The sequence below is a fragment of the Bordetella muralis genome, from assembly GCF_965139205.1.
Taxonomy (GTDB): Bacteria; Pseudomonadota; Gammaproteobacteria; order Burkholderiales; family Burkholderiaceae_B; genus Bordetella_A; species Bordetella_A muralis.
In genome coordinates this window covers 435678-458718 of record NZ_CBCSIU010000002.1, presented here as the reverse complement: position 1 = coordinate 458718, position 23041 = coordinate 435678, and the positions used below count along the sequence as shown (strand labels likewise).

The 23041-nt window shown below is 60.0% G+C and carries 22 protein-coding genes; 9 read left to right on the top strand and 13 right to left on the bottom strand.

Annotated elements, in window-relative coordinates; all coding sequences use genetic code 11:
- The first annotated feature begins 26 nt into the window (after positions 1-26).
- The 3 genes from ACNA0I_RS06530 to ACNA0I_RS06520 all read left to right on the top strand — a co-directional run bounded on the left by ACNA0I_RS06530 (position 27) and on the right by ACNA0I_RS06520 (position 3933).
- Entirely contained in the window at positions 27-929 is a 903-nt protein-coding gene (locus ACNA0I_RS06530) for an ATP-binding cassette domain-containing protein (RefSeq protein ID WP_415805251.1), read from the top strand.
- A 30-nt stretch (positions 930-959) separates the two neighbouring features.
- Positions 960-1175 carry a TOBE domain-containing protein gene (locus ACNA0I_RS06525; protein WP_094821002.1) on the top strand — a complete coding sequence of 72 codons (216 nt, stop codon included), beginning with the start codon at positions 960-962 and terminating at the stop codon, positions 1173-1175.
- A 316-nt stretch (positions 1176-1491) separates the two neighbouring features.
- Entirely contained in the window at positions 1492-3933 is a 2442-nt protein-coding gene (locus tag ACNA0I_RS06520) for a mechanosensitive ion channel domain-containing protein (RefSeq protein ID WP_460478248.1), read from the top strand.
- A 106-nt stretch (positions 3934-4039) separates the two neighbouring features.
- Here ACNA0I_RS06520 and ACNA0I_RS06515 read toward each other — a convergent pair whose 3' ends face one another.
- The 7 genes from ACNA0I_RS06515 to ACNA0I_RS06485 are packed head-to-tail and all read right to left on the bottom strand — an operon-like array spanning position 4040 to position 11648.
- Positions 4040-5425: a M20 family metallopeptidase gene (locus ACNA0I_RS06515; RefSeq protein WP_415805249.1), complete on the bottom strand. Its 1386-nt coding sequence runs from the start codon at positions 5423-5425 to the stop codon at positions 4040-4042.
- A 44-nt stretch (positions 5426-5469) separates the two neighbouring features.
- The gene (locus ACNA0I_RS06510; protein ID WP_415805248.1) at positions 5470-6444 is read right to left on the bottom strand and encodes an ABC transporter ATP-binding protein; all 975 of its coding nucleotides are present in this window, start codon (positions 6442-6444) and stop codon (positions 5470-5472) included.
- Positions 6441-7421, bottom strand: a complete 981-nt coding sequence (locus ACNA0I_RS06505; protein WP_415805247.1) for an ABC transporter ATP-binding protein — start codon at positions 7419-7421, stop codon at positions 6441-6443. The genes ACNA0I_RS06510 and ACNA0I_RS06505 overlap by 4 nt, the downstream gene beginning before the upstream one ends.
- Positions 7422-7425: 4 nt before the next feature.
- Positions 7426-8337 carry an ABC transporter permease gene (locus ACNA0I_RS06500; protein WP_415805246.1) on the bottom strand — a complete coding sequence of 304 codons (912 nt, stop codon included), beginning with the start codon at positions 8335-8337 and terminating at the stop codon, positions 7426-7428.
- A 3-nt stretch (positions 8338-8340) separates the two neighbouring features.
- Entirely contained in the window at positions 8341-9258 is a 918-nt protein-coding gene (locus ACNA0I_RS06495) for an ABC transporter permease (protein WP_415805245.1), read from the bottom strand.
- A 45-nt stretch (positions 9259-9303) separates the two neighbouring features.
- The gene (locus ACNA0I_RS06490) at positions 9304-10893 is read right to left on the bottom strand and encodes an ABC transporter substrate-binding protein (protein WP_415805244.1); all 1590 of its coding nucleotides are present in this window, start codon (positions 10891-10893) and stop codon (positions 9304-9306) included.
- Between the two features lie 26 nt (positions 10894-10919).
- Entirely contained in the window at positions 10920-11648 is a 729-nt protein-coding gene (locus ACNA0I_RS06485; RefSeq protein WP_415805243.1) for a GntR family transcriptional regulator, read from the bottom strand.
- A 324-nt stretch (positions 11649-11972) separates the two neighbouring features.
- On the opposite strand from ACNA0I_RS06485, the gene ACNA0I_RS06480 reads away from it, so the two are divergent.
- The 6 genes from ACNA0I_RS06480 (at position 11973) to ACNA0I_RS06455 (ending at position 17327) form a co-directional block, all read left to right on the top strand.
- Entirely contained in the window at positions 11973-13025 is a 1053-nt protein-coding gene (locus tag ACNA0I_RS06480) for a serine hydrolase domain-containing protein (protein WP_415805242.1), read from the top strand.
- Positions 13026-13393: 368 nt separating this feature from the next.
- Complete coding sequence (locus tag ACNA0I_RS06475; RefSeq protein WP_415805241.1) at positions 13394-14005, top strand: DUF6088 family protein; 612 nt, start codon at positions 13394-13396, stop codon at positions 14003-14005.
- Entirely contained in the window at positions 13998-14543 is a 546-nt protein-coding gene (locus ACNA0I_RS06470; RefSeq protein WP_415805240.1) for a nucleotidyl transferase AbiEii/AbiGii toxin family protein, read from the top strand. The genes ACNA0I_RS06475 and ACNA0I_RS06470 overlap by 8 nt, the downstream gene beginning before the upstream one ends.
- 480 nt (positions 14544-15023) lie before the next feature.
- A complete protein-coding gene (locus tag ACNA0I_RS06465; protein ID WP_415805239.1) occupies positions 15024-15815 on the top strand; it encodes an amino acid ABC transporter substrate-binding protein in 792 nt (263 codons plus the stop codon).
- Positions 15816-15850: 35 nt separating this feature from the next.
- Positions 15851-16504 (top strand): amino acid ABC transporter permease, encoded by a 654-nt coding sequence (locus ACNA0I_RS06460; RefSeq protein ID WP_094821016.1) that lies wholly within the window; start codon positions 15851-15853, stop codon positions 16502-16504.
- Positions 16505-16574: 70 nt separating this feature from the next.
- On the top strand, positions 16575-17327 hold the full coding sequence (locus ACNA0I_RS06455; protein WP_415805283.1) for an amino acid ABC transporter ATP-binding protein: 753 nt from the start codon (positions 16575-16577) through the stop codon (positions 17325-17327).
- 27 nt (positions 17328-17354) lie between these two features.
- On the opposite strand, the gene ACNA0I_RS06450 is transcribed toward ACNA0I_RS06455, so the two are convergent.
- The 6 genes from ACNA0I_RS06450 to ACNA0I_RS06425 form a co-directional block, all read right to left on the bottom strand.
- A complete protein-coding gene (locus tag ACNA0I_RS06450) occupies positions 17355-18272 on the bottom strand; it encodes an SMP-30/gluconolactonase/LRE family protein (protein ID WP_415805238.1) in 918 nt (305 codons plus the stop codon).
- Positions 18273-18322: 50 nt separating this feature from the next.
- Entirely contained in the window at positions 18323-19285 is a 963-nt protein-coding gene (locus ACNA0I_RS06445) for a Bug family tripartite tricarboxylate transporter substrate binding protein (RefSeq protein ID WP_415805237.1), read from the bottom strand.
- 119 nt (positions 19286-19404) lie between these two features.
- Complete coding sequence (locus tag ACNA0I_RS06440) at positions 19405-20325, bottom strand: hydroxyacid dehydrogenase (RefSeq protein WP_415805282.1); 921 nt, start codon at positions 20323-20325, stop codon at positions 19405-19407.
- A gap of 62 nt (positions 20326-20387) precedes the next feature.
- Positions 20388-21071, bottom strand: coding sequence for an RraA family protein (locus ACNA0I_RS06435; protein ID WP_415805236.1), 684 nt, complete (start codon positions 21069-21071; stop codon positions 20388-20390).
- Between the two features lie 54 nt (positions 21072-21125).
- A complete protein-coding gene (locus tag ACNA0I_RS06430; protein ID WP_415805235.1) occupies positions 21126-22118 on the bottom strand; it encodes a Bug family tripartite tricarboxylate transporter substrate binding protein in 993 nt (330 codons plus the stop codon).
- A gap of 2 nt (positions 22119-22120) precedes the next feature.
- Positions 22121-23029 (bottom strand): amidohydrolase family protein, encoded by a 909-nt coding sequence (locus tag ACNA0I_RS06425; protein ID WP_415805234.1) that lies wholly within the window; start codon positions 23027-23029, stop codon positions 22121-22123.
- Positions 23030-23041 lie beyond the last annotated feature (12 nt).

The window sequence follows — 23041 nt, the reverse complement described above, 5'->3', positions numbered from 1 at the left end:
ATCACACGTATTTTTCGGAGCCGAGCATGCACTTGAGTCCGTATGACTGGGAATTGAATGAGTTCGCGGTGCAGCCGTTCGTGCGCGAGACTTATGACACTGAGCCGCCAGCGGCCCAGCCACCCGTGCATGTCACGCTGCGCGGGCTGAACAAGTATTACGGCGAGCGTCACGTCCTGAAGGGGCTGAATATCGAATTCGCGCCGGGCGAGTTCGCCGCCATCGTGGGACGCAGCGGTTGCGGCAAAAGCACGCTGCTGCGGTTGCTGGCCGGTCTGGAGACCGCTACGCCCGCCACAGGGCAGCGAGGCGGCAGCACTGCGATTCGCTTTGACGGCGAGGTGCAAGACGGGGCCGATGACCGCGTGCGGATGATGTTCCAAGATCCTCGGCTGTTGCCGTGGAAATCGATTCTGGACAACGTCGCCATCGGTACGCCCATCCGTCAACGTGGCGAGGCGGCGTCTGTGCTGAGACAAGTCGGGTTGGGCGAACGGGGTGGCGAATGGCCAGCCGCCTTGTCCGGAGGCCAAAAGCAACGTGTGGCGCTTGCGCGGGCACTGCTGCATCGGCCGGGCCTGTTGTTATTGGACGAGCCACTCGGTGCATTGGACGCGTTGACGCGTCTGGAAATGCAGCAGTTGATCGAGGATCTCTGGCTGCGCGATGGTTTTACGGCTGTACTGGTGACGCACGATGTGAACGAAGCGATCGCCTTGGCTGACCGGGTCATCGTGATTGATGAGGGCAATGTGATCCTCGACCAGCGTGTGGCGTTGCCGCGGCCCCGGCTACGCACGAGTCCTGCATTTGCCGCGCTGGAGGCACGTGTGCTCGACGCAGTATTGAACAAAAAAGATCCCACCCCGGTAGATACCCGTCCGCTGGCTCAAGTCATTTCCATTGGCCATTTGCGGTTGGCAGTCTAGAGCCGGATATTTTTATACAGGAGCAGTCTCATGAGCATTCAATCCATCAACGCCCGTAATCAATTTCGCGGCCGTATCAAGGAAATCATTCTCGGTCCGGTGCTGTCCGAGGTTGACGTCGATACCCCCTCGGGTATCGTCACGTCGGTGATCACGACACGTTCGGTCAAGGAACTGGATCTGCAGGTCGGTACCGAAGTGCTGGCGTTCGTCAAGGCTACCGAAGTGTCGGTGGCGAAACTGTAAGGCAGAAGGAAAATAGGGCGGCACGTTCGATTAAGGCGCGGCGGATTTCAGCGACGATTTACTATCGCGGTCCCCACGGACCTTGACCGCGGCGGTTGTCGGACCGCCTGGATGGCCTATATCATGATGGCGGCGCCCCTGAAATGGGGCGTTGCGTTGTCGCGGCCTGCGCTTGAGTGGCTGCACACCGTCTCGTCAAGGAGGCCGTCACGTGGCTTTGCAGACCCGCACCGCCCATTCCCTCGGTATGAATGTCAATCCGGCGCTGTCGCGCGCGCGGTGGGCCATACCATGGGTAGTGCAAATATGCTGCGTCATGGCGGTGTTATGTGCGCTGTTCCTCAGTCAAGGGGCGCAGGCAGCCGTTGCAATTCCCGGCTTGTCGTCCGCTGCCGACAAGCCCGCCGCCGAAGCGGCGCCGGCTGAGGCGTTGACGCCTGCCAAATTGGCGGACTTGCTCGATGATCCTGCCACGCGCGATAAGCTGATCGAACAGCTGAGGGCGCAGGCGGCAGCGCCGTCGCAGCCTGCGTCTGGCACGGATCCAGCTGCGGCGCCGCCTTCGCTGCCGACGCGTATTGCGACTGGCGCGCAGGATTTCCTGGCGACGATGGGCACGAATGCACAGACGGCCGTAGATGAATTGACGGCGGTGGTGCAAAACCAGGGGATGGCCCCGGAGCGGCGTGAGCGGTTGATCTCGACGCTGGTGAGGCTTGCCATTGTCGCGGCGGCAACGTTGATCGTGTTTGGCGTATTGCGAGCGATTGCGGCCTTTGCCTACGCCCGGATAGACAAATGGGCCGCGCATCCGTTCTTGTCGGCCACAGGGCCGCTGAGATCGGCAGCCAGGGCAATGTTTGCCCGGCGGACAGGGGCGATTGTCGGTGCTTTACTTATCGATCTGGCTATTGTGTTGCTGGCCGGGATGGCAGGCTATGCCACGGCAATGTATGCAGAGAAGCCTTACGGATCCGTGACCACGGCACAATCATTGTTCGTGAATGCTTTTGTGGCGGTCGGCATCACGCGAGCAGTGATCCGCGGGATATTCGCAACGCGCTATCCCACACTGCGCCTTTTCACGATGGCTGACGAGACGGCCCAGTATTGGAATGTCCGCTTGGGACATATCGCCGCGGTCGTGGGCTACGGTCTGCTGCTGGTCGAGCCATTGGCGCAGTCTCTGTTGTCGCCCGCATTGGGCGAACTGCTGGGCCTGGTCATCATGGTGATGGCCTATATCTATGCGGTACGTATCATTTGGCGTAACCGCGCCTTGTTGCGCGACCATCTGAAGCAGCGTGCCGAACGCGCATCGATCCGTTCATTTGGTACGGCGCTGCGCCTCTTGGCGCGCAGCTGGCATTTCCTGGCGATCGGGTATTTCACGGTGTTGCTGGTGGTCAGCCAGGTTGACACGCAAGAGGCCTTGCCATTCATGATGCACGCGACGGTGCAGTCTGTCGTGGCGCTGGTGGTGGGGTCGCTGGTGATCATGTTGCTGGCTACCATGCTGGCGCAGCGCATCCGTCTGCCCGAAGATGTGCGGCGCAAGCTGCCCATGCTGGAAGCGCGCGTGAACGCCTATGTGCCTGCGGGGTTGCGTGGCGTTGGTGTGTTGGTACGCATTGTGGTGGCCTTGTTTGTGTTGGACGCCTGGAGAGTATTTGACTTGTCCAGGTGGATTTCGTCGGCTGCGGGAGCGAAGGCCATTGGCGTTGTCGTCCATGTGGCTATTGTGTTGCTGGTCGCGGCCGTCGTCTGGACCCTGATCGCCAGCATCATCGAACACCGGCTCAGCACGCATGAGGGCCGCAGCCTGCCCACCGCGCGCGAGCGCACCTTGTTGTCGTTGTTTCGCAATGCCACGCTGATTGTGATTATCACCATGACGGTGATGGTGGTGCTCTCGCAGATCGGCGTCGATATTGGTCCGTTGATTGCGGGTGCAGGGGTGGTCGGTCTGGCGATCGGCTTTGGCTCGCAAAAGCTCGTACAAGACATCATCACGGGGATTTTTATCCAGCTTGAAAACGGCATGAACCAGAACGACGTGGTTCAGGTCGCGGGGATTTTCGGAACGGTGGAAAAGATCACGATCCGCTCGGTGGGCATTCGTACACTGGACGGCGGCTACCATTTGATTCCGTTTTCGTCCGTGGATGTGGTGTCCAACCATATGCGCGATTTCTCGTATCACTTGGGCGAATACACGATTTCGCATCGGGAAAGCGTGGACGACGCGATACAGCATCTGCGCCAGGCGTTTGATGAACTGATGCAGGACGAGCTGCTGGCCCCCGAGGTGCTGGAAGACGTCAGTATCCCGGGTGTGACGGCGCTGAACGAAAAGGGCGCGACCATCCGCGTGCTGATCAAGACCACGCCGGGCATGCAGTGGGCGGTGCAGCGCGGCTACAACCGCCTGGTCAAGAAACACTTCAATGCCGCCGGTATCGAGCTGCCGTACCCGCACACCGTGCTGTACTTTGGCCAGGACAAGAATGGCTACGCCCCGCCGGCCAATGTATTCATGCAGACCGAGCGGGCTGTGAATACGCACAATGCGCGCGCAGCAGGGCACACGCGCCGCCAGTTATCCAAGGAGCAGGGCGAGGCGTCGGAAGACGTGTTGGGTAATGAGTTGGAGCGTACGACTGAGGCGGACGACGAGGTCGCTGGGGATGCTGCGGCGTCTAAAGTGGTCGATGCCGGCCAGGCACCAGAGGTCTCTGAGAGCAAGAAGCCGACGTGATGTGAGCGTTGTTGGGATTGAGGGCCGGTAAACGTGGAGAGCAGAGCGTTCATGCTCTCGCGTTAATCGGCCGGCTTTCCCGGATAGCAGCGCTATCCGGGAAATGTCATTTCGGCGTATTGCCTGAGCCCAGGTCCCAATACAGTCCCGTCATCAACGTCAATGCTTCGCGTAACAACTCCGGCGGCAAATGCTCGTTGGGTGCATGCTGCGAGCATCCCGGATACGAATGCGGGACCCACACCGTCTTCAAGCCGAGCACGTCGGTAAAAATATCGTTAGGCAGCGACCCGCCCAAGTTCGGCAGGATGGCGGTTTTTTTGCCGCTGGTTTTTTCGAGCGAAGACACGGCCCAGTGGACCCAGGGATCCTCTGGGTCGATGCGTGTCGCCTTGAACATGGTTTCGCGCGTGGTTTGTATCTTCACCATCGGAAAGCCCTGGCGATCCAAATGGCGGCGTAAAGCAGGCAATAAATTATCGGGATCGACACCGACGACGAAACGTAATTGGCATCGCGCCCAGGCGCGTGGCGGGATCGCGTTGACGGGGGTTTCCGGATTGCCGGTCTTGTATGCCAGGACTTCGAACGAGCACCAGCCGAATACGCGTTCGGCGGGCGAGAGGCCGGGCTCTCCCCATTCAGGCTCGATGACAGGGCCATCCGATCCGCCGTCAACCTCGCAATCCGCCAGCGCGCGCCGTACGGAGGCCGGCAATTCCGCAGGCACCCATTCGGGGATACGAATCTGCCCCGTGGGAGATGAAATGCTGGCAATGGCGTGTGCAAGCTGGATCCCCGGGTTCGATATCAATCCACCCCAGTTGCCTGAGTGATGGCCGCCTGCGCGTGCCTCGATGCTCAGATCGATATTCAGGCTGCCGCGCGCGCCGAGAAATACGGTGGGGCGCTGCGGACTCAGGCGTGGACCATCCGATGCGATGAGCAGATCGGCGTTGAAACGATCCTTGTGCTGCTCGCATAGCTCGCGCAGCCCCGGAGACCCGGTTTCCTCGCCCATCTCTATCAGGTATTTGACGTTAAAGCCCAGCTTGCCTCGCGTTTCCAGTACGAGACGCAGCGCCTCCATGTTGATGCTGTGCTGGCCCTTGTTGTCGGCGATGCCTCGTCCATACCAGCGCCCGTCTCGCTCGGTCAATGCCCAGGGCGAAAGGCCGTCGTGCCATTCGGGCTCGAGCCCGCGGATCACATCACCGTGGCCGTAGCCCAATACGGTGGGCAAGGCAGGGTCTTCGATACGCTCCGCATATAAAAATGGGGCGCGGGCCTTGGCATGAGTCAAGGTCTCGCAGCGAAAGCCCATTGCCTCAAAGGCGGGTTGCATCTCGGTGGAGAGATAGCTTGCCAATGCCTCGGCGCGATCAGGGTTCTGGCTCTCCGTGGGAATGCTCACACGACGGCTCAGAACGGCACGAAAGGCGCCTGAATCAAAACACTGTTCAGCGTTGGCGATGGCTTGTTCACGGCTCACGATGATTTTCCTTGAAAGAGGTTGCAGCGCCGCGCATTGAGTCCTCAAGCAGCGGCAGTTTCTTGTCGCGAATACGACGGATAAAGGTGACAAGCAACGACCGACTGACCTTGTGTTTGCAGCGCGGGCCGTTGCTGCTTGCACTGTGGCATCGCATGCTTGCAGCGCGGATGAAACGGACAGCCGGCGGGCGGATTGATCGGATCGGGGAAAGACAGTCCGAGCCCCATATCCGGTATGCCCAGCCCCGGTTCGGGCGTGAGCACCGAGGCGAGCAGGGCTTGCGTATAAGGATGGCGCGGTTCATGAAACAGCTCGGCGGCAGGGGCGGATTCGACCACGCGGCCCAGATACATGACGGCGACGTGCGTGGCAATGTGTTCGACGACGGCCAGGTTATGGCTGATGAACACATAGGTCAGGTTGAATTCCTGACGCAGCGTCATCAGCAGGTTCATGATCTGTGCCTGTACCGACACGTCCAACGCCGAGGTCGGCTCGTCACAGATGACGATTTCAGGATTCATCACTAGGGCGCGCGCAATCGCTACGCGCTGGCGTTGGCCGCCAGAAAGCTGCCCGGGCGTATTGTTAGCCAGCCGGGCGGGCAGGCCTACGCGTTCCAGCATCTCGATGGCTTTGTGTTGACGCGGGTTGGCGATGCCGTGCACCTCCAGTGGCAGCGACACGATGGACGCGATGCTGCGGCGCGGGTTCAGCGACGAATAGGGGTCTTGAAACACGGGTTGAACGCGCCGTGCGAGATCGCGCCGCGACATGCTGCGTATGTCCCGCCCTTCGATGCTGACGCTGCCGCTGGTTGTCGGAATGAGACCGAGCATCAGCCGCGCCAGGGTGGATTTGCCGCAACCAGATTCGCCGACGATGCCCAGCACGCCGCCGCGCTCTACCTGTAAATCCACGCCATTGACCGCATGCAGCGTGCGGCGGGGTTGGAACATGCCGCTTTTTACGGTAAAGCTGCGGCTGACGTTTTGCGCTTGGATCAGTGGGCTCATGCGTGCGCCTCCGTGCGAATGCAGCGCCACTGCCGGCCTGGGGCTTCGTGAACGGGAACGGTCTGCTGGCAAACGGGCTGCGCATAGCGGCATCGATCATGAAACGCACAGCCGTGCAGATCACCGACCAAGGCCGGCACGACGCCGGGAATCGTGCCCAACGGCGTGCCGGGCGGGGTGCGTCCCGGCACCGGAATACAGGCCAATAGTCCCTCGGTATACGGATGGCGCGGTGCCTGAAACAGCTCGGATACGGGGCCTTGCTCGACGATCTGGCCCGCGTACATCACGGCCACCTGGCGCGCGATGCGGGCCACCACACCGAGATCATGCGTGATGAGCACCATGGCGATGCCCAGTTCCGCCTGCAAATCGGCGAGTAGACGCAGGATCTGCGCCTGGATGGTCACGTCCAGCGCCGTGCTGGGCTCGTCGGCGATCAAGAGTTCAGGCCCGCACATCAATGCCATGGCGATCATGACGCGCTGACGCAAGCCCCCAGACAACTGGTGCGGATACTGTCCCAACCGTTGCGCGGCCGAGGCGATGCCGACCTTTTCCAACAACTCGACAGCACGGTCTCGCGCCTGGTCCGCGCTGGCGTGCCGATGGTGGCGATAGTGTTCGGTGAGTTGGTCGCCGATGGTATAGGCCGGATTCAAGGCGGTCATGGGCTCCTGGAAAATCATGGCCATCTTGTTGCCGCGCAAGGCATTGACGCGCCGGCGGCTGGCGCGAGACAGGTCTTCTCCCAGGACCGCCAGGCGCGACGTGCTGCGTTTCGCGGCCCTGGGCAACAGGCCCATGACGGCCAGCGAGGTCATGGATTTACCGCAGCCTGATTCGCCCACCAGGCACAACGTCTCGCCACGCCGCACCTGGAATGAAATGTCGCGCACTGCATGCAGCTGGCCGCGTGGCGTATCGATGTCCACGCGCAGGTTCTGTACGTCTAATACGATATCGGAGTCGGTCATTGCGTCAGGCCTTGTCCTCTGGCGTGAGCCACTGGTGCAGGCCGTCGCCTGCCAGGTTGATGGCGAAAATCAGCAGCGCCAGCGCACTGCCGGGTATGGCGATCAGCCAGAACGAAAAGAACATATAGGCCTTGGCCTCGGAAATCATCAGGCCCCATGAGGGCAGCGGCGGTTGCACGCCCAGTCCCAGGAATGACAGGGCCGCCTCCAGCAGAATGGCGCTGGCGGCCTCCAGCGTGGCGATCACGATCAGATGCGGCACCACGTTCGGCAGCACCTCGCCACGAACGATGCGCCAGGTCGAGGCGCCAGCAGATTGGGCAGCAGCGACGTATTCGAGCGAGCGTACCTGTTGTGTGGCGCTGCGCATCACGACGGCAAAGCGATCCCATTTCAAAAAACCCAGCACCAGAATCACGACCCAGAGCGAGCCGCCCACGATGGCGACGGTGGCCAGGGCTACCAGAATGACAGGCATCGACAGGCGCGTCGTCACGAGAAACGACACAAACATATCCACGCGGCCGCCAAAATATCCCGCGGCCATGCCTAACGCAGTGCCGATCAACCCGGAGATAAGCGCAACGCTGATTCCGATCAATAACGAAATCCTCGCTCCGTAAAAAAGGCGCGACAAATAATCTCGGCCCAATTGGTCTGTGCCCAGCGGATGCAGCCAAGTGCCTTTCTCATACCAGACAGGTGGCGCGGTGCGATAGGCCAGGTCCTGAAAATAGGGGTCATGCGGCGCTATCCAGGGCGCGAAGATCGCGATCAAGACGATCAACAGCAAGATGCCGCCGCCTACCAACAGCGCCTTGTTCTGCCGCAAACGCCGCCAGGTCAGACTGCCCGCAGGTGCAGTCACGTTCGGTACGGGCGCGTTGGCCGTAATCGGAGAGGTCGGTACAGTCATGGTCTACGACACCCGGATGCGCGGGTCCAGCCACGCGTTGGCAATATCCGCTGCCAATGTCAGCAGCACATACAGTACGGATAGCAACAGCACGATCAATTGCATGACGGGATAGTCCTTGAACGTGATGCTTTGATAGGCCAGATAGCCCAGGCCATCCAGAGCGAAAACCGTTTCGATCACTACCGAACCACCTAGCAGGTAGCCGAGCTGCACGGCCGCCAGCGCCACCACGGGCACGATGGCGTTACGCAAGGCGTGTTTAAAAATGACCTTGCCGGCGGGCAAGCCCTTGGCCCGGGCGGTGCGGATGTAGTCGGCAGCCAGGACTTCGATCATGCCCGCACGTATCAGCCGCATGAACGCGGGTGCGACGTAATAGCCCAGCGCGATGGCGGGCATCACGAAGTGCTGCCAGGTTCCGCTGCCCGATACCGGCAGTATGCGCAGCGATATCGAAAACAGCATGATGAGCAGCAGCGCGAAAAAGAAATTCGGCAACGCCTGGCCCAGCACCGCCACGGCCAGGCAGATGCGATCGGCAATGCCACCCTTGTAGAGCGCTGCAATCACGCCCAGCGGAATGGAAATCAGCAAGGCCACCGCCAACGCGCTCAGGCCCAGCATCAGGGTTGTTTGCAGCTTGGACAGGATCAGCGGTCCGGCAGCCGTCTTGAAATACACCGAGGTGCCGAACTGGCCCTGCAGAATGTGCCATAGCCAATCGGCGTACTGCACGACGACGGGACGATCCAGCCCGTAGGCTTTACGTACCATGTCGATGTCCGCCTGGCGCGCACCTTCGCCTGCGAGCGCGACGGCGGGGTCTCCCGACAGATGCAGCAGCATGAATGCCAGGACGGAGACGGTCAGGGCGACCATCACCGCCAGACCCAGCCGCCGGATGATGAATGCAAGCATTGAAAGGCTCCGCGCACCGCCACGTCCCCGTGGCGGTTGTCAGGGTTATTTCCAGCTCATGTCCCAGAAACGGACCAGCTCGTCAGGATAGGCTTTGAACTCCACGTCCTGGCTGGCGACGTAGTACACCGGCAGCGACCAGAGCGGCACGGCGTAGGCGTGTTCCGCAATCATGGTGAGGGCTTCTTTATAGGCCGCATTACGGGCAGCGCTGTCGATCGTCACATCGCCTTTGTCCAGTAATTCGCGAACCTTGGGGTCACGCGTCACGTCGTCATTGCCGAACGCAAAGTACACCGGCGTCGAGGCCGACACGTCGTTGACCAGGTTCGAGCCCCAGGTCTGATGCGTCAGCGAGGCTTTGCCTGCGCGGATCATGTCGCGCATCGCGGCGTATTGCAGGAAATTCAGTTTGGCGCGGATACCGACAGCTTGCAGATAGTTGATGATGGCTTCGGTCTGATTGCGTTCGCGATAGGCGACGATATCAATGTCAAAGCCATTGGGATACCCGGCCTCGGCCAGCAGTTTTTTGGCCAGTGCCGGGTCATATTTGTAGACGGGTGCGCCTTCGTCGGTGCAGCCGACTTGCGAGGGCGTGCAGATGGTGTTGAGCAGCTCCGAGCCCTCGCCGACGATGTTCTTGATGATGGCTTCGCGATCAATGGCGTGCAAGATGGCTTTGCGCACGCGCTCGTCTTTGAGTTGCGGGGCGGGCGTTTCGTCGCGGATGTTCATTTGCATGAATGCGATCCGCATGGTGTTGCCGCTTTTCACTTGCAGTTGCGGCATGGATTTCAGTTGTTCGGCCTGGTCCTTGGGCACGTGCATGATGAAATCTTCGCCGCCGGAAATCACCTCTGCCATCTGCGTCTGGCGATCCGGTATGAATCGGATGACGACCTTGCCAATCTTGGGCTGGGCCTTGGGTGAGTCTTTGAAATAGTCCTTGTTGGCCTCCAGCGTGATGGATTTGCCTGGTATGTATTCGACGACCTTGTACGGGCCGGTGCCCACGGGCTTGGCGTTCATCCCTTGCGGGCCGACTTCAGCATAGTATTTCGCGGGGTGGATGGCGACGGTGGTCGACAGATATTCTTTGGCGCCGGGGAACGGTTCTTTGGTCGTGAGGCGCACCTTGTATTTATCGATCTTTTCTACTTTGTCGATCCAGCGCACGTTTTGCTGCGTCGTCGCCTTGTTTTTCGGATCCGCGACGAAATTGAGCGTGTAGACGACTGAATCGGCGTCGAATTCCTCGCCGTTGTGAAACTTGATTCCCTCGCGCAGTTCGAATTCCAGTGTTTTGTCGTCGATCTGTTTCCAGCTTTTCGCCAGTTGCCCCTTGTATTCGTTGGTCAGCGGATCGCGGTAGAGCAGGGTGTCCCAGACGTTGGCCGCGATGATGACGCCGATACGGACGTTGTTGTAATAGGGATCAACGCTTTCCGGGGCTTGGTCATAGGCCATGCGCAGCGTGTCGTTCTGCTTGTTGGCCAGCGCAGGCGACATGCTCAGCGCGGTGCCGGCAAAGAGCAGCGCCGCGGCCAGCGCCTTGAGGCGCGGCAGCGCCTGATGGCGGTGTTCAGGGCGATCCAAATGCAGCGGTGCAGCCAATCTAACGCGATGTTCCATGATGGGCTCCTGTCGAGCGTAATCGGTTAAGCGGAATACTGCGGGTGATTCGGTGGCCCCTGGCTGGGCGTACGTTGTGCCAGATACTTCAGCGCGGCCTCGTATTTGCACCGCAAGTGCATGCGCATGATCTCGGTCAGCCGTGGGGTATCGCGGGCGGCCAGCGCCTCGGCGAGGTCGATATGCTGGCGCATGGAACGGTCCCAGTTCTCGTGGTTTTCGTTACACACGAACCGCAGGTTCTGGATGCGGATGTTTTGGGTCTCGTACAAGCGCGTCAGCAGCGTGTTGTGCGCAGCCTGGTGAATGCGCGCATGGATTTCGCGATTGCAGCGGTAGTACGTGGGCAAATCGCGGCGAGCATGGCTGGCCATCATTTCAAAAGTCAGCGCGCGGATTTCGGCGATCTCCTGGTCGGTTGCGCGTTCACAAGCATAGTGACAGGCGAGGGTCTCGATCCCGCTGATGACCTCAAACGTCTCGCGCACATCGGTTTCCGACAGCTCGACGACTTGTGCGCCCCGATTAGGCTCGATGCGTACCAATCCGTCAAAGGCCAGAAGCCGCAGCGCCTCTCGTAACGGTGTGCGTGATACGCCGAGCAACTCGCCCAACGTGCGTTCGTTCAAGCGGGATCCTGGGGGAAATTCCCCCTCGATGATGCGTTCGCGCAAGCGTTCCGCGACGCTGGCGGGCAGCGTGCCACCATTGCCCGGGGCCCGTGGCGGACGCCTGGCGGACGGGGCATGGGACACTGCGCTATCCGAAAGCGTAGGGGGGTCGCTGCTCACTTGTATACCAAATGGATTTGATCCTTCATTCACTATAAAGCACGTAATCCACGCCTCATTATGGGGGATTACCCTGCAATATCACGGTAAAACAAGGGCGTACGGGTAATCGATGATAGGGTGCATCCGGATGGCCGTTGCGGCGTGCGGAGGCGTTGCGTATGATTTGAAACAGGTAATTTGCTGGTGGTATACCATTTTGGCGGGCTTGGGCCCGTATGCGCTTCGCTCAAAAGCGATCAGGCAGCGCGGTCACTGGCTATTCGTTAACGACAATTGGGGGGCTCCATGCAAGACGCATTGATGCAGCAGGCGATTCAGTTTGCGCAAGACCACGAAACCACTTGGGACCGCTCGGTCGATGGTGTCTTTGGCGTGCATCAGCAGGATCCTCCGCCTTGGAACCGCTTGCTCGGGCCGGTGCATGATCGTGGCCCCGTGACAGGGCTGGTCGTGGTCGATGGCAAGACCGTGGCATCCTGGGGCGAGCCGCACCGTGCCGACCTGACGTTCAGCGTGGCCAAGATGTATCTGGCGCTGGTGGCGGGTGTGGCGCACGACCGCGGGCTGTTGCCGGATGTCGACGAGCCGGTGCGCGCCCGGGTGCCGGGGATCGGATTCGACGAGGGCAATAACGCGCTGATCACCTGGCGTCATTTGCTGCAGCAGACCAGCGAATGGGAAGGCGAACGTTTTGGTGTGTCGGATCAGGCAGATCGTTATCGCGCCGTGACGTTTGGTGCGCCGCCCAATGGCAAGAAAGGCGACCCGCGTCCGTTGCAAACGCCGGGCACGTATTGGGAATATAACGACGTCCGTATCAATCAATTGTCGTACGCATTGCTGCATCTGTTCCGCAAGCCGCTGCCGGAAGTATTCCGCGAGGCGGTGATGCGTCCCATCGGAGCGAGCGAGACCTGGAATTGGGTGTGCTATGACAATGCCTGGGTGAACATCGATGGCGTGTTGATGCCGTCGGTGCCCGGTGGATCGCATTGGGGCGGCGGGATGTCGATCAGCAGCGAGGATCAGGCCTTGATCGGTCAGATGCTCTTGAATGACGGCCGCGCCTGGGATGGAAAGCAGGTGATTTCGCAGGAATGGCTGCGCGCCATGCGCACACCCAGCGAATTGGCGCCGTATTACGGCTATCTGATCTGGTTGAACGATGGGCAAAAGATGTTCCCCAGCGTGCCGGCATCGAGCTTCTTTGGCGTCGGAGCAGGCAGCTCGTTCACCTGGGTAGAACCGGAGCGCCGCATGGTCGTGATTGTGCGCTGGCTGAATTCGGCGTACGCGGATGGCCTGTTCGGCAGGATACTGGCGGCGGTTGATGGTTGAGATTGTTGGCTGCCGCTCGTACGGCTTTATTCGATAGCGCTCCGGCACGCTTCGGCCATTCATAGCGAGTGGGAAGTGGCCTATGGATGCTGGCAGGATCGGTCCGATTTGCATTGATTGCTGTGTATTTAGCCAGTAATTTGATTTGGACCGAATAGTATCTCGGGCATGCAACCTCAACGTGCCTACCGTATCCGATTCCATCTAGCACCAGAGCGGGCGATAACGCCCGTTCTGACGGCGCAGTCGACCGATGCCTCAGCATCGTCCGCGGGGCTGTGCTGCCATCGGGCAGTCGTCACGGATACTAATTCGTATTTTGTTAGATTTTTCACTAAAATATCTAACAAAAATTCTGACTAGCAATCATGAGTACTTCTCGAGCCATCCGTGAACGCATCGCCTCGCATCTCAGGGGGGAGCCCTTTACGCCCGCCTTGTTTGCGGGCCTAGGGTCGCGCGCCGCCATTGATCAGACGCTGATGCGGCTGACGAAGACGGGTAGTATCGAACGCATAGGCCATGGTTTGTACGTCGTACCCAAGACTGGACAGTTCGGTATCAAATCCATGCCCGCTCCAGAGCAGGTGGCGCGAACGGTTGCTCAGGCCGAAGGGGCAACGATCCAGATACACGGGGCAGAAGCCGCACGGCGCTTGGGGCTGTCTACACAGATGCCAGCACAGGCCGTTTTTCACACCACGGGCTCTTCGCACCAGATTCGGCTGGGCAAGCTGATTGTCAGGCTGCAACATGTGGCTCCGCGCAAGCTCGCATTGGCTGGCCGGCCAGCAGGACAGGCGCTGTCGGCCCTTTGGTATCTGGGACGAGACCAAGTCACACCAAACACCTTCAGGCAGATCGCAAATAAGCTGCCCGCTGACGAGTTCGAAGCCTTGAGCCAGGCCAAGGCCTTGATGCCCGGCTGGATGGTGCAAGCCCTCATCAGCTACGAGCGCGGCGAGCCTGCTCGTGTCTGAGTCTGTTGCTCACTACTTCGATTTATCGTCGGTCGAGCAGGCTGAACTGCTGCATGGTGTAGCACCGTTGCTGGGTCGACGCGCCGAGATTCTGGAGAAGGACATCTGGCTGTGCCAAGTGCTGAGGATATTGTTCGCGCTGCCGAATCGCAAGCCCATGGCGTTCAAGGGCGGAACGTCTCTGTCCAAGGTCTATCAAGCTATCGAGCGCTTGTCGCGACATTGGTACGACCTGGCGCGTTTGGCCGACCATGAGGTGGGTCAGAAGGCTTTGGCTGATACTAAATTGCTAGCCGACGTGCTGAATATCAAGGAAACCTTCTATCGCAGTGGATTCAGCCACTATGGCCTGTGTCAGGCTGGCGGTTTGCGACTGATTCCCGATGGCGTGTTGATGAGGGCGCTGGAACGAGACTACCAGACTATGCTGGATGCGCAGATGTTCTATGGCGAGAGCCTGGATTTTCGGCGAATCATGGAGCGCCTGTCTGCATTGGAACGGGATATCAATCGCGTTGCATCTATGCAAAGAACGTAGAACAGTTCTGCAAATTTCTGGAGTAATTATCGATGACGATCAACCGTATCGTTGGCGTCTCAAAATTTGGATTGCTCATGACGCGCCCGATGTCATAGCCTGCTCTGAGGGCCAGTGTTGCATTGGCTCTCGAACTGTGGCGTTAGCCTCAGTAAGCAACCTGCATGCGCCCAAGGGAACGCCGCGTGAAATCATCGACAAGCTCGCCGCAGCAACCATCAAGATGGTCAGGATGGTGGAGTTACGCAGACGTTGATGAGCCACATCCCGCGTCCCGGGCGCACCTGATCCGGAGCGGGGCCACCTGCCGCGTGGGTCGGTGGCCCTGAACGTACCTGCCATAGGCACGAACCTCGCTGGGCAGGGGACGGGGCAGGGTGGCTTCAGGCGTGAGTCAGACTGGCTATAATCATCGATTCGGCCTTTGCTTGGCCCTGTCCAATTTTATTGCTTAGCGCTTTTTAGGCGCCTGACTCCACCATGAAAAAACTGACCGCTGCTCTCCTGGTCTGCGCTACGTCGTTGCTCGCGGCCTGCGGCCAAAAAGACGAACCGGCACCCCAAGCGGCCGCCCCGGCTGCTGCGAAAAAGGTCATCGTCGGCCTGGACGACAATTTCCCGCCCATGGGTTTCCGTGACGACAAGAACGAATTGGTGGGTTTTGACATCGATATGGCTCGCGAGGCAGCCAAGCGCATGGGCATCGAGGTCGAGTTCAAGCCCATCGACTGGAGCGCCAAGGAAGCCGAACTCAACGGCAAACGGGTCGATGCGTTGTGGAATGGCCTGACCATCACCGAAGAGCGCAAAAAGAACATCGCTTTCACCGCCCCGTACATGGCTAACCACCAGATCATCCTGGTCGCGCAAGCCTCGCCCATCCAGACCAAGGCCGATCTGGCCGGCCACGTCGTCGGTGCACAAGACGGCAGCAGCGCCGTGGACGCCATCAAGAAAGACGTCCCCGTGGCCTCCAGCCTGAAACAAGTGAAGCTGTTCGGCGATAACGTCACCGCGTTGATGGACCTGTCGGCAGGCCGTCTGGATGCCGTGGTGGTGGACGAGGTCGTAGGCCGTTATCTGGCCAGCAAGCGCGAAGGGCAGTATCGCGTCCTCGAGGAAAACTTCGGTACCGAAGACTACGGCGTCGGCCTGCGCAAGGAAGACACCGAGCTGCTCGCCAAGCTCGATGAAACCCTGACCGCCATGAAAAAAGACGGCTCCGCTGCCCGCATTGCCCAGCAATGGTTCGGCGCCGACATCATCAAATAAGCCCGCCGCAAGTGGCAGGCTGACGAGAGCACCGCATGGATTACATCATTTCCCTGCTGGGGCCGATGGCGCAGGGCGCAAAAACGACCCTGACCTTGTTTTTCGTGACGTTCGCGCTGGCAGTGCCCTTGGGGCTGCTGCTGGCGCTGGCGCGCATCTCGCACTGGCGGGTATTGAGCCAGTTGGTGAACGCCTATATCTGGCTGATGCGGGGTACGCCGCTGATGCTGCAGATGTTGTTCATCTATTTTGCATTACCTTTCGTGCCGGTCATCGGCGTGCGGCTGCCTGATTTTCCGGCGGCGATCGTCGCTTTTGCACTGAACTACGCCGCGTATTTTGCCGAGATCTTCCGTGCCGGTATCCAGTCCGTGGATCGTGGCCAGTACGAGGGCAGCAAAGTCCTGGGCATGACGTATTTGCAGACGCTGCGCCGCATCGTGCTGCCGCAGATGGTGCAGCGCGTGTTGCCGCCCATGAGCAACGAGACCATCACGCTGGTCAAGGACACCTCGCTGATTTATGTGCTGGCGCTTAACGACATTCTGCGCACGGCGCGCGGTATCGTGCAGCGCGATTTCACGACGACGCCGTTTCTGGTGGCGGCCGCGTTTTATTTGATCATGACGCTGTTGTTGACCTGGTTGTTCCAGTACATGGAAAAACGCTATGCCAAGTACGATCAATAATGCAGCAACCGCGAGTGAAACTTTGGCCACTGATATGACGTTCAACGGCAGCGCTGATCCGCGCCCCGTCATGATTGCCGCCCATCAAGTGGGCAAATCATTTAGTGGTGTGCGCGTGCTGGATCAGGTATCGCTGACATTGCGCAAGGGCGAGGTGGTCGCCGTGATCGGCCCGTCGGGCTCGGGCAAGAGCACCTTCTTGCGTTGCCTGATTCACCTGGAGACCATCGATCAGGGCAGCATCGAAATCGAAGGTGAGACGCTTGCCGCTGCCTCTGCCGACGGCGCGAGTCACTATGTGCGCGACGCGGAGGTTCGCCGCATCTGCCGCAAAATGGGGATGGTGTTTCAATCGTTCAATCTGTTCCCCCATAAGACGGTGCTGGAAAATATCATCGAAGCCCCGATCACCGTACAGCGTGTCCCTCGGGACCAGGCCATTGCCAAGGCCGAAGACCTGTTGCGCAAAGTGGGGCTCTTGAACAAGCGCGATAACTATCCGGCCCGCCTGTCCGGCGGGCAGAAACAGCGGGTGGCGATTGCACGGGCTTTGGCGATGGAGCCGGACATCATGCTGTTCGACGAACCGACCTCTGCACTGGATCCCGAACTCACCGGTGAAGTCTTGCGCACGATGAAGCAATTGGCCGACGAGCACATGACCATGCTGGTCGTGACGCATGAAATGGGCTTTGCGCGCGAGGCCGCACATCGCGTGATCTTCATGGACAACGGTCGCATCGTCGAAGAAGCCCCGGCCGAGGAATTTTTCCGCGCGCCCAAGCAAGAGCGGGCTCGGGCGTTTTTAGGCCAGATGCTGTAACGCCCACGAGGCCGGCCGCGAATTTGTCTATTGCGGCCGTGCTAGTGTCAATCCTGCCTGAAGGGCTCGCGCACGCAGGATCGTCCCAGTCGTGGATTCCGTGCAATACAAGGTCTGGCGATCAGGTCCGCCAAACGCGATATTCGTGGTCGACGTGCCGTTATCGCTGCGCCAGACTTTGATGGGCTCGGCCCGATCGTTCAACAGCCAGACATAACCCAGCCCAGGGTTCGCCACGACCAGGTTGCCCGACTGATCGACCGCCAATCCGTCCGGGCCGCTGGGACCGTACGACGTAAAGAACTGGCTGACTTTGGACACGCTGCCATCGGGCAAAAGCGGTACCCGCCAGACGCAATTGCCGCGTGTCACCGCCAGGTAAAGGACTTTTTCATCCGGCGAAAGCGCTACTCCATTCGGACTGGGCACGTTAGCCAACATCAGATCCAGCTGGCCATTCGGCCGCAAGCGATACAGCCGTCCGTTGGGATCGTGTAAACCGCTTTGGCCTTGGTCGGTGAAATACAGATTGCCCGCGCTGTCGAAAATCAGATCGTTGACGCCGCGAAACCGCTCGCTATTGCGCCGCTCCAGAAACGGGCTGACGTTGCCGGTATTGATATCCAGCTGCATCAGGCCATTTTTGTAGTCCGTGATCAGCAGCGTCGTGGCGTTCAACCACTTCATGCCATTGGGTTCACCGTCGTACTCGGCGATCAAGGTCCATTGTCCCGCCGGATCAATACGAAAAACCCGACCCCATGGAATGTCGGTAATGTATAGATTGCCCGCATCGTCGAACACCGGGCCTTCTAAAAATGAATCCGACACGGCACCCCCACGATTGGCGTCCGCCCACGCGCTGCGTTCGGGCTTTCGCAGCGCTGGCGGCATGGTGCTGAATACATCGAAGCTGATTACGTCAGGCGGGGAAAGCAGAAACATCGTGGGCTCCGGGAAGATCTGGTTTTTCAGGGAAGGGGAACGCGGCCGTATTACTCGGATTTCAATCCCAGTTCGCGCGCCATGTCGGTGTAGTTATCGACCTCTTGACTCAGCTGCGTGCCGAACTTTTCCTCACAAGTATTGTGCGCCTGCATGCCTAGCGATTGCAATTTTCCTGCAGAATCAGAGGATTTGGAAAATTCAGTGGCGACTTTTTCGAGCGTCGCCAAGACCTCTGCGGGCGTACCCGCTGGGGCGAGCAATCCATACCACGCATCGGCGCTGTAGTTCTTGACACCTGCCTCCGCGAACGTAGGCACGTCTGGCAAGAATGACGAGCGGGTTGGCGAGGCGACCGCGATGGCATGCAGTTTTCCGGCCTGCAATTGCGGCAATACCGATCCCAGTGTGGCGAACGAGCTATCGACTTGCCCGCCCAGCAGGTCGGTGACTGCCTGTGCCGCACCCTTGTATGGGATGTGGTTCATCGAGGTGCCGGTCAGCTTCAGGAACTGCGCGCTGGCGAAATGTCCGGAGCTGCCTGTACCCGGCGTGGCATAGGTGCGCATGCCGGGTTCGGCTTTGAGCTGCTGCAGGAATTCTCCTAACGTCTTGACGGGCATGGACGGCCCGACTACCAATATGGTGGGGCTGATGGCCAACGTGCAGACAGGCGCAAAGGATTTCAGCGCGTCGAAACCGATTTTTTCGCTGTACAGCGCGGGGATCATGGTGTGATTCGTGGCGCCCAACAGCAGGGTATAGCCATCGGGTTTGGCGCTGGCGACGGCTTTGGCGGCCAATGTGGTGTTGGCGCCTGGTTTGTTTTCGACGATGAAGGTCTGGCCCAGCGTACGCGTGGCTTGGTCGGCAAAGGCACGGGCTACCACGTCGGTGGGGCCTCCGGCCGAGAATCCGACAACGAGCCGAACGGGATGGTCTGGATACGCGCCATAGGCGGTACTGAAGGCGAGCGCAAGTGCGGTGCCGTACGCGAGCGTCGGGTGTTTCATGGTTTGTCTCCTGTCGATTGCCGCCGCCTCGCGGTGACTGTGTGATGGTTCAACGCAGTCGCCGCGATAGCAGGCTGGCGGGATTTTTCAACGTTTTTCAGACATCGTTGTGTCTTCGTCTATTGTGTCGATACGCTTGTCTGTGCCAACACGGCCAGCAGATTTTTCGCCGCTGCCACGCCCATGTTGACGTATGCCGCACTGGTGACACCGCCGATGTGGGGACTCAGAAGGATGTTCTTCTCGCCCTGAAAGGGATGATCGGCCACCATGGGTTCCACGGCAAAGCTATCCAACGCCGCCATTTGTACATGGCCGCTACGCACGGCGTCCAGCAAGGCCGCCTCATCGATCAGGCCGCCGCGTGCCGTATTGACGATGATCACACCGCGTTTGCATTGGGCTAGCGTTTGCGCATTGATCAGTCCGCGATTGTCGGCGGTGAGCGGGCAGTGCAGCGAGATCACATCGGATTCGCGCCACAGGGTATCCAGGTCGACGGATTGAATGTAATCGGGCAGCGCTTTGGCATAGGGGTCAAAACCGATGACACGCATGTCCAGTGCGGCAGCCATCTTGGCAGTACGCAAGCCGATGGCGCCCAAACCGACCAGGCCCAATGTTTTACCGCCGAGCTCCAGGCTTTTATGTGTCGCCTTGTCCCAATGACCCGCGTGCATGCGGGCATTGAGTTCGACGACGGATTTGGCGCAGGCCAGCAGCAGGGCCAATGCTTGTTCGGCGACGGCAGTGGCATTGGCCCCAACGGCGGCAACGACCTCGATGTCGCGCGCTTGAGCAGCGGCTTTGTCGATCGTGTCGGTGCCACTGCCATGTTTGGAGATCACGCGCAGCGCGGGAGCCGCGTCCATCGCGGGCGCACCGACTTTTCCATATCGCACGATGATGGCGACAGGGTTGTGATCACGGCACAGGTTCACAATGTCTTGTTCGCTGGGGGTCTTGCCAGCGTAGACGACGCGGTAGCCAGTCAGCAATGCTAATGCTTCGTCCGCCAGGTCTGCGCCAGTGATCAGGATTGCAGGTTGGGAGGGTGGGGCCGAAGCGAGACCGTCCTGCGGGGAATCGAGCGTAGCAGCATTCACAGCGTTTCCCCTTCTTTCAGCACGCCGGCATTGCGCAGTGCCGAGCTCAGCCATTTCGCGGCGGTGTCGCCCGTTTTAATGGCGGCGACGCGGGCCGCCTCGTCTTGCACTTTCTTTTCAGCGGCAGGCAAGAGGCCTTCGATCTTGTCGCGTTCGACGACGACCACGCCATCGTTGTCGCCAATAATGAAATCGCCAGGATGCACCGTCACGCCGCCGACGCTGACGGGATGGCCGATGCGGCCGCCGACGTTCTTGGTGGGACCGTTGGGATTGGTGCCGGCGGCAAAGACCGGGTAGTCCATTTCAATGATTTCCAGGCTGTCGCGCGCCGCGCCGTCTATCACCACACCCGCCAGGCCGAGCTGTTTGCAAGCGGTCATCATGATGGTGCCCATCAGGGCCGAGCTCAGGTCGCCTTTGCCATCGATGACCAGCACGTCACCCGGTTTGGCCAGAGACATGGCGGCGTGGATCATCAGGTTGTCGCCTGGGCGGACTTCCACCGTGAACGCGGTTCCCGCAAATTTCATGCTCGAATGCAGTGGACGGATACGGCCATGCAAGGCGCCACGGCGGCCGGCGACGTCGGCCAGAATGGCGGGTTGCAGTTCAGCGGCGCGGCGGACGATGTCGGCGCCAACGCGGGGAAAATCTTTGATGATGTCGGGGTTGCTCATGATGGTGTCCTGTGGGTTCGATCAGAAGAAATAGCGAGATGAAATACGGTGGGGTCAGGCGGTGATGCTGGCATCGCGGATGACTTGACCCCACTTGACGTAGTCGGCGCGACGCATTTTGTCGAGCGCGTCGGGGCTGCCGCCCACCAGCGTGATGCCGAGTTTGTCGGCCAGTTCCGTTAACGCGGGCGTCTGCAATGCGCTGGCGATGGCCGTGTTCAGTTGCTGGATGACTGGCGCTGGGGTTTCGGCCGGCGCAAACACGGCCTGCCATTGCTCGACGACAAAATCATCGAAGCCGGATTCGCTCATGGTCGGGATATCGGTCAGCGTTTTCAGCCGCTGTGCAGACGTGACTGCGAGGGCGCGCAGGTTGCCGCTTTGTATATGGGGCAGGGCAGCCGCGATAGGAGCGAACATGAATTGAACTTGTTCGCCCAAGGTGTCCTGTAGTGCTGGCGTGTCGCCTTTGTAGGGCACATGAATAAAGCGGGTGCCTGTTTTCTGCTGCAGCAATTCGCCTTGGACGTGCAGCACGGTCCCGGTGCCACCCGAGGCGTAGGCAATGCTGTCAGGTTTGGCGCGGGCGGCGTCGATCAGAGCTCGTACCGAGGTATAGGGTTGATGCTTGCCGACCACCAGCACGTGCGGAATGGTGCCGACGGTGATAACGGCAGCAAAATCCTCGACCGGGTCGTAAGTCAGCTTGCCCATCATGTGAGGGGCAACGGCTTGCGGGCCGATCGACGTGCCCAATACGGTCAAGCCGTCGGGCTCGGCGCGGGCCACGCGGGCGGCACCGATCGTGCCGGTGGCGCCGGGGCGGTTGTCGACGATAACGGTGGTCTTGAGCAGCGTGTTCAGTTGTTGGGCAATGGCGCGTCCCAATACATCGGTGCTGCCGCCCGCGGGGTACGGCACGACCCAGTTGATCGCTTTGCCATCAGGCCATGCCGCCGCGCGGCTGGTCTGCGCAGCGCCTGCGGCGAGCAAGGTGGCACCGGCGAGGAATCGGCGGCGGCTGAACTGAATAGGTGTAAGGTCCATGTTCACGATGTCTCCTGTAGATTGGCAAGTGATGGGAGGGGGGTGTGGCTCGTGAAGCCATAAAGCTGTTCTGGATTGCGCACGAGGATTTGTTCGAATACCTCGTTGTCCTGCGCCCAATGGGCCACGCGATCTATCTGCTGTGCGTCATCCGGCATCGGATGCAGTCCTGCGGAGGCAGTGGCATGCGGCCAATCACTGCCCCACAGCACGCGATCCGGCGCAGTCTGGATATAGCTACGCGCCAGAGCGTCGATGGCAGGGTCATCGGTGCGTCCGCTGTTGCTGACGATATAGCCGCCGGACAGCTTTACCCATGCGCGGCCTTCGCGCAGCAACCGCAGCACCAGGGCATGAGCGGGATGATTAAAGGCCTGGCCAGGTTGCAGCCTGGCCATGTGATCAAAGACGATCTGAACCGGCAGTCGCGTCAGGTTTTCTGCCTGTTGGGTCAGTTGATCGGGAGGCATCAACAGCTGCAGATGCCATCCCCATTGCGCAATGCGCCAGGCAATCGGCGCAATCTGATCGACATGGCCCACGACACCTCGCGAGAGATTCAAGCGAATGCCCCGAACGCCCGCTTGATGCAATGCCTGCAAAGCGGTATCGCTTTCATTACCGTCGATCACCGCGACGCCGCGTGCCTGATCTCCCATCGCTGCCAGGCCGGCCAGCATGCTGCGATTGTCCGTGCCGTAAGTAGACGGCGTGACGAGGACGGCGCGCGATGTTCCCAAACGAGCCTGCAGCGCCCGATACTGCACAACCGATGCATCGGGCGGCAACAAAGTCGCCCCAGGCACAGCCGGAAACTGCGCGTCATAGACATGGATATGGCAATCACAGGCGTGCAGGGGGACTGGGGATACGGGGTGAGCCGTTCCCGATGTATAGGCGAGGGCAGCCATCGTTCAGGAAAT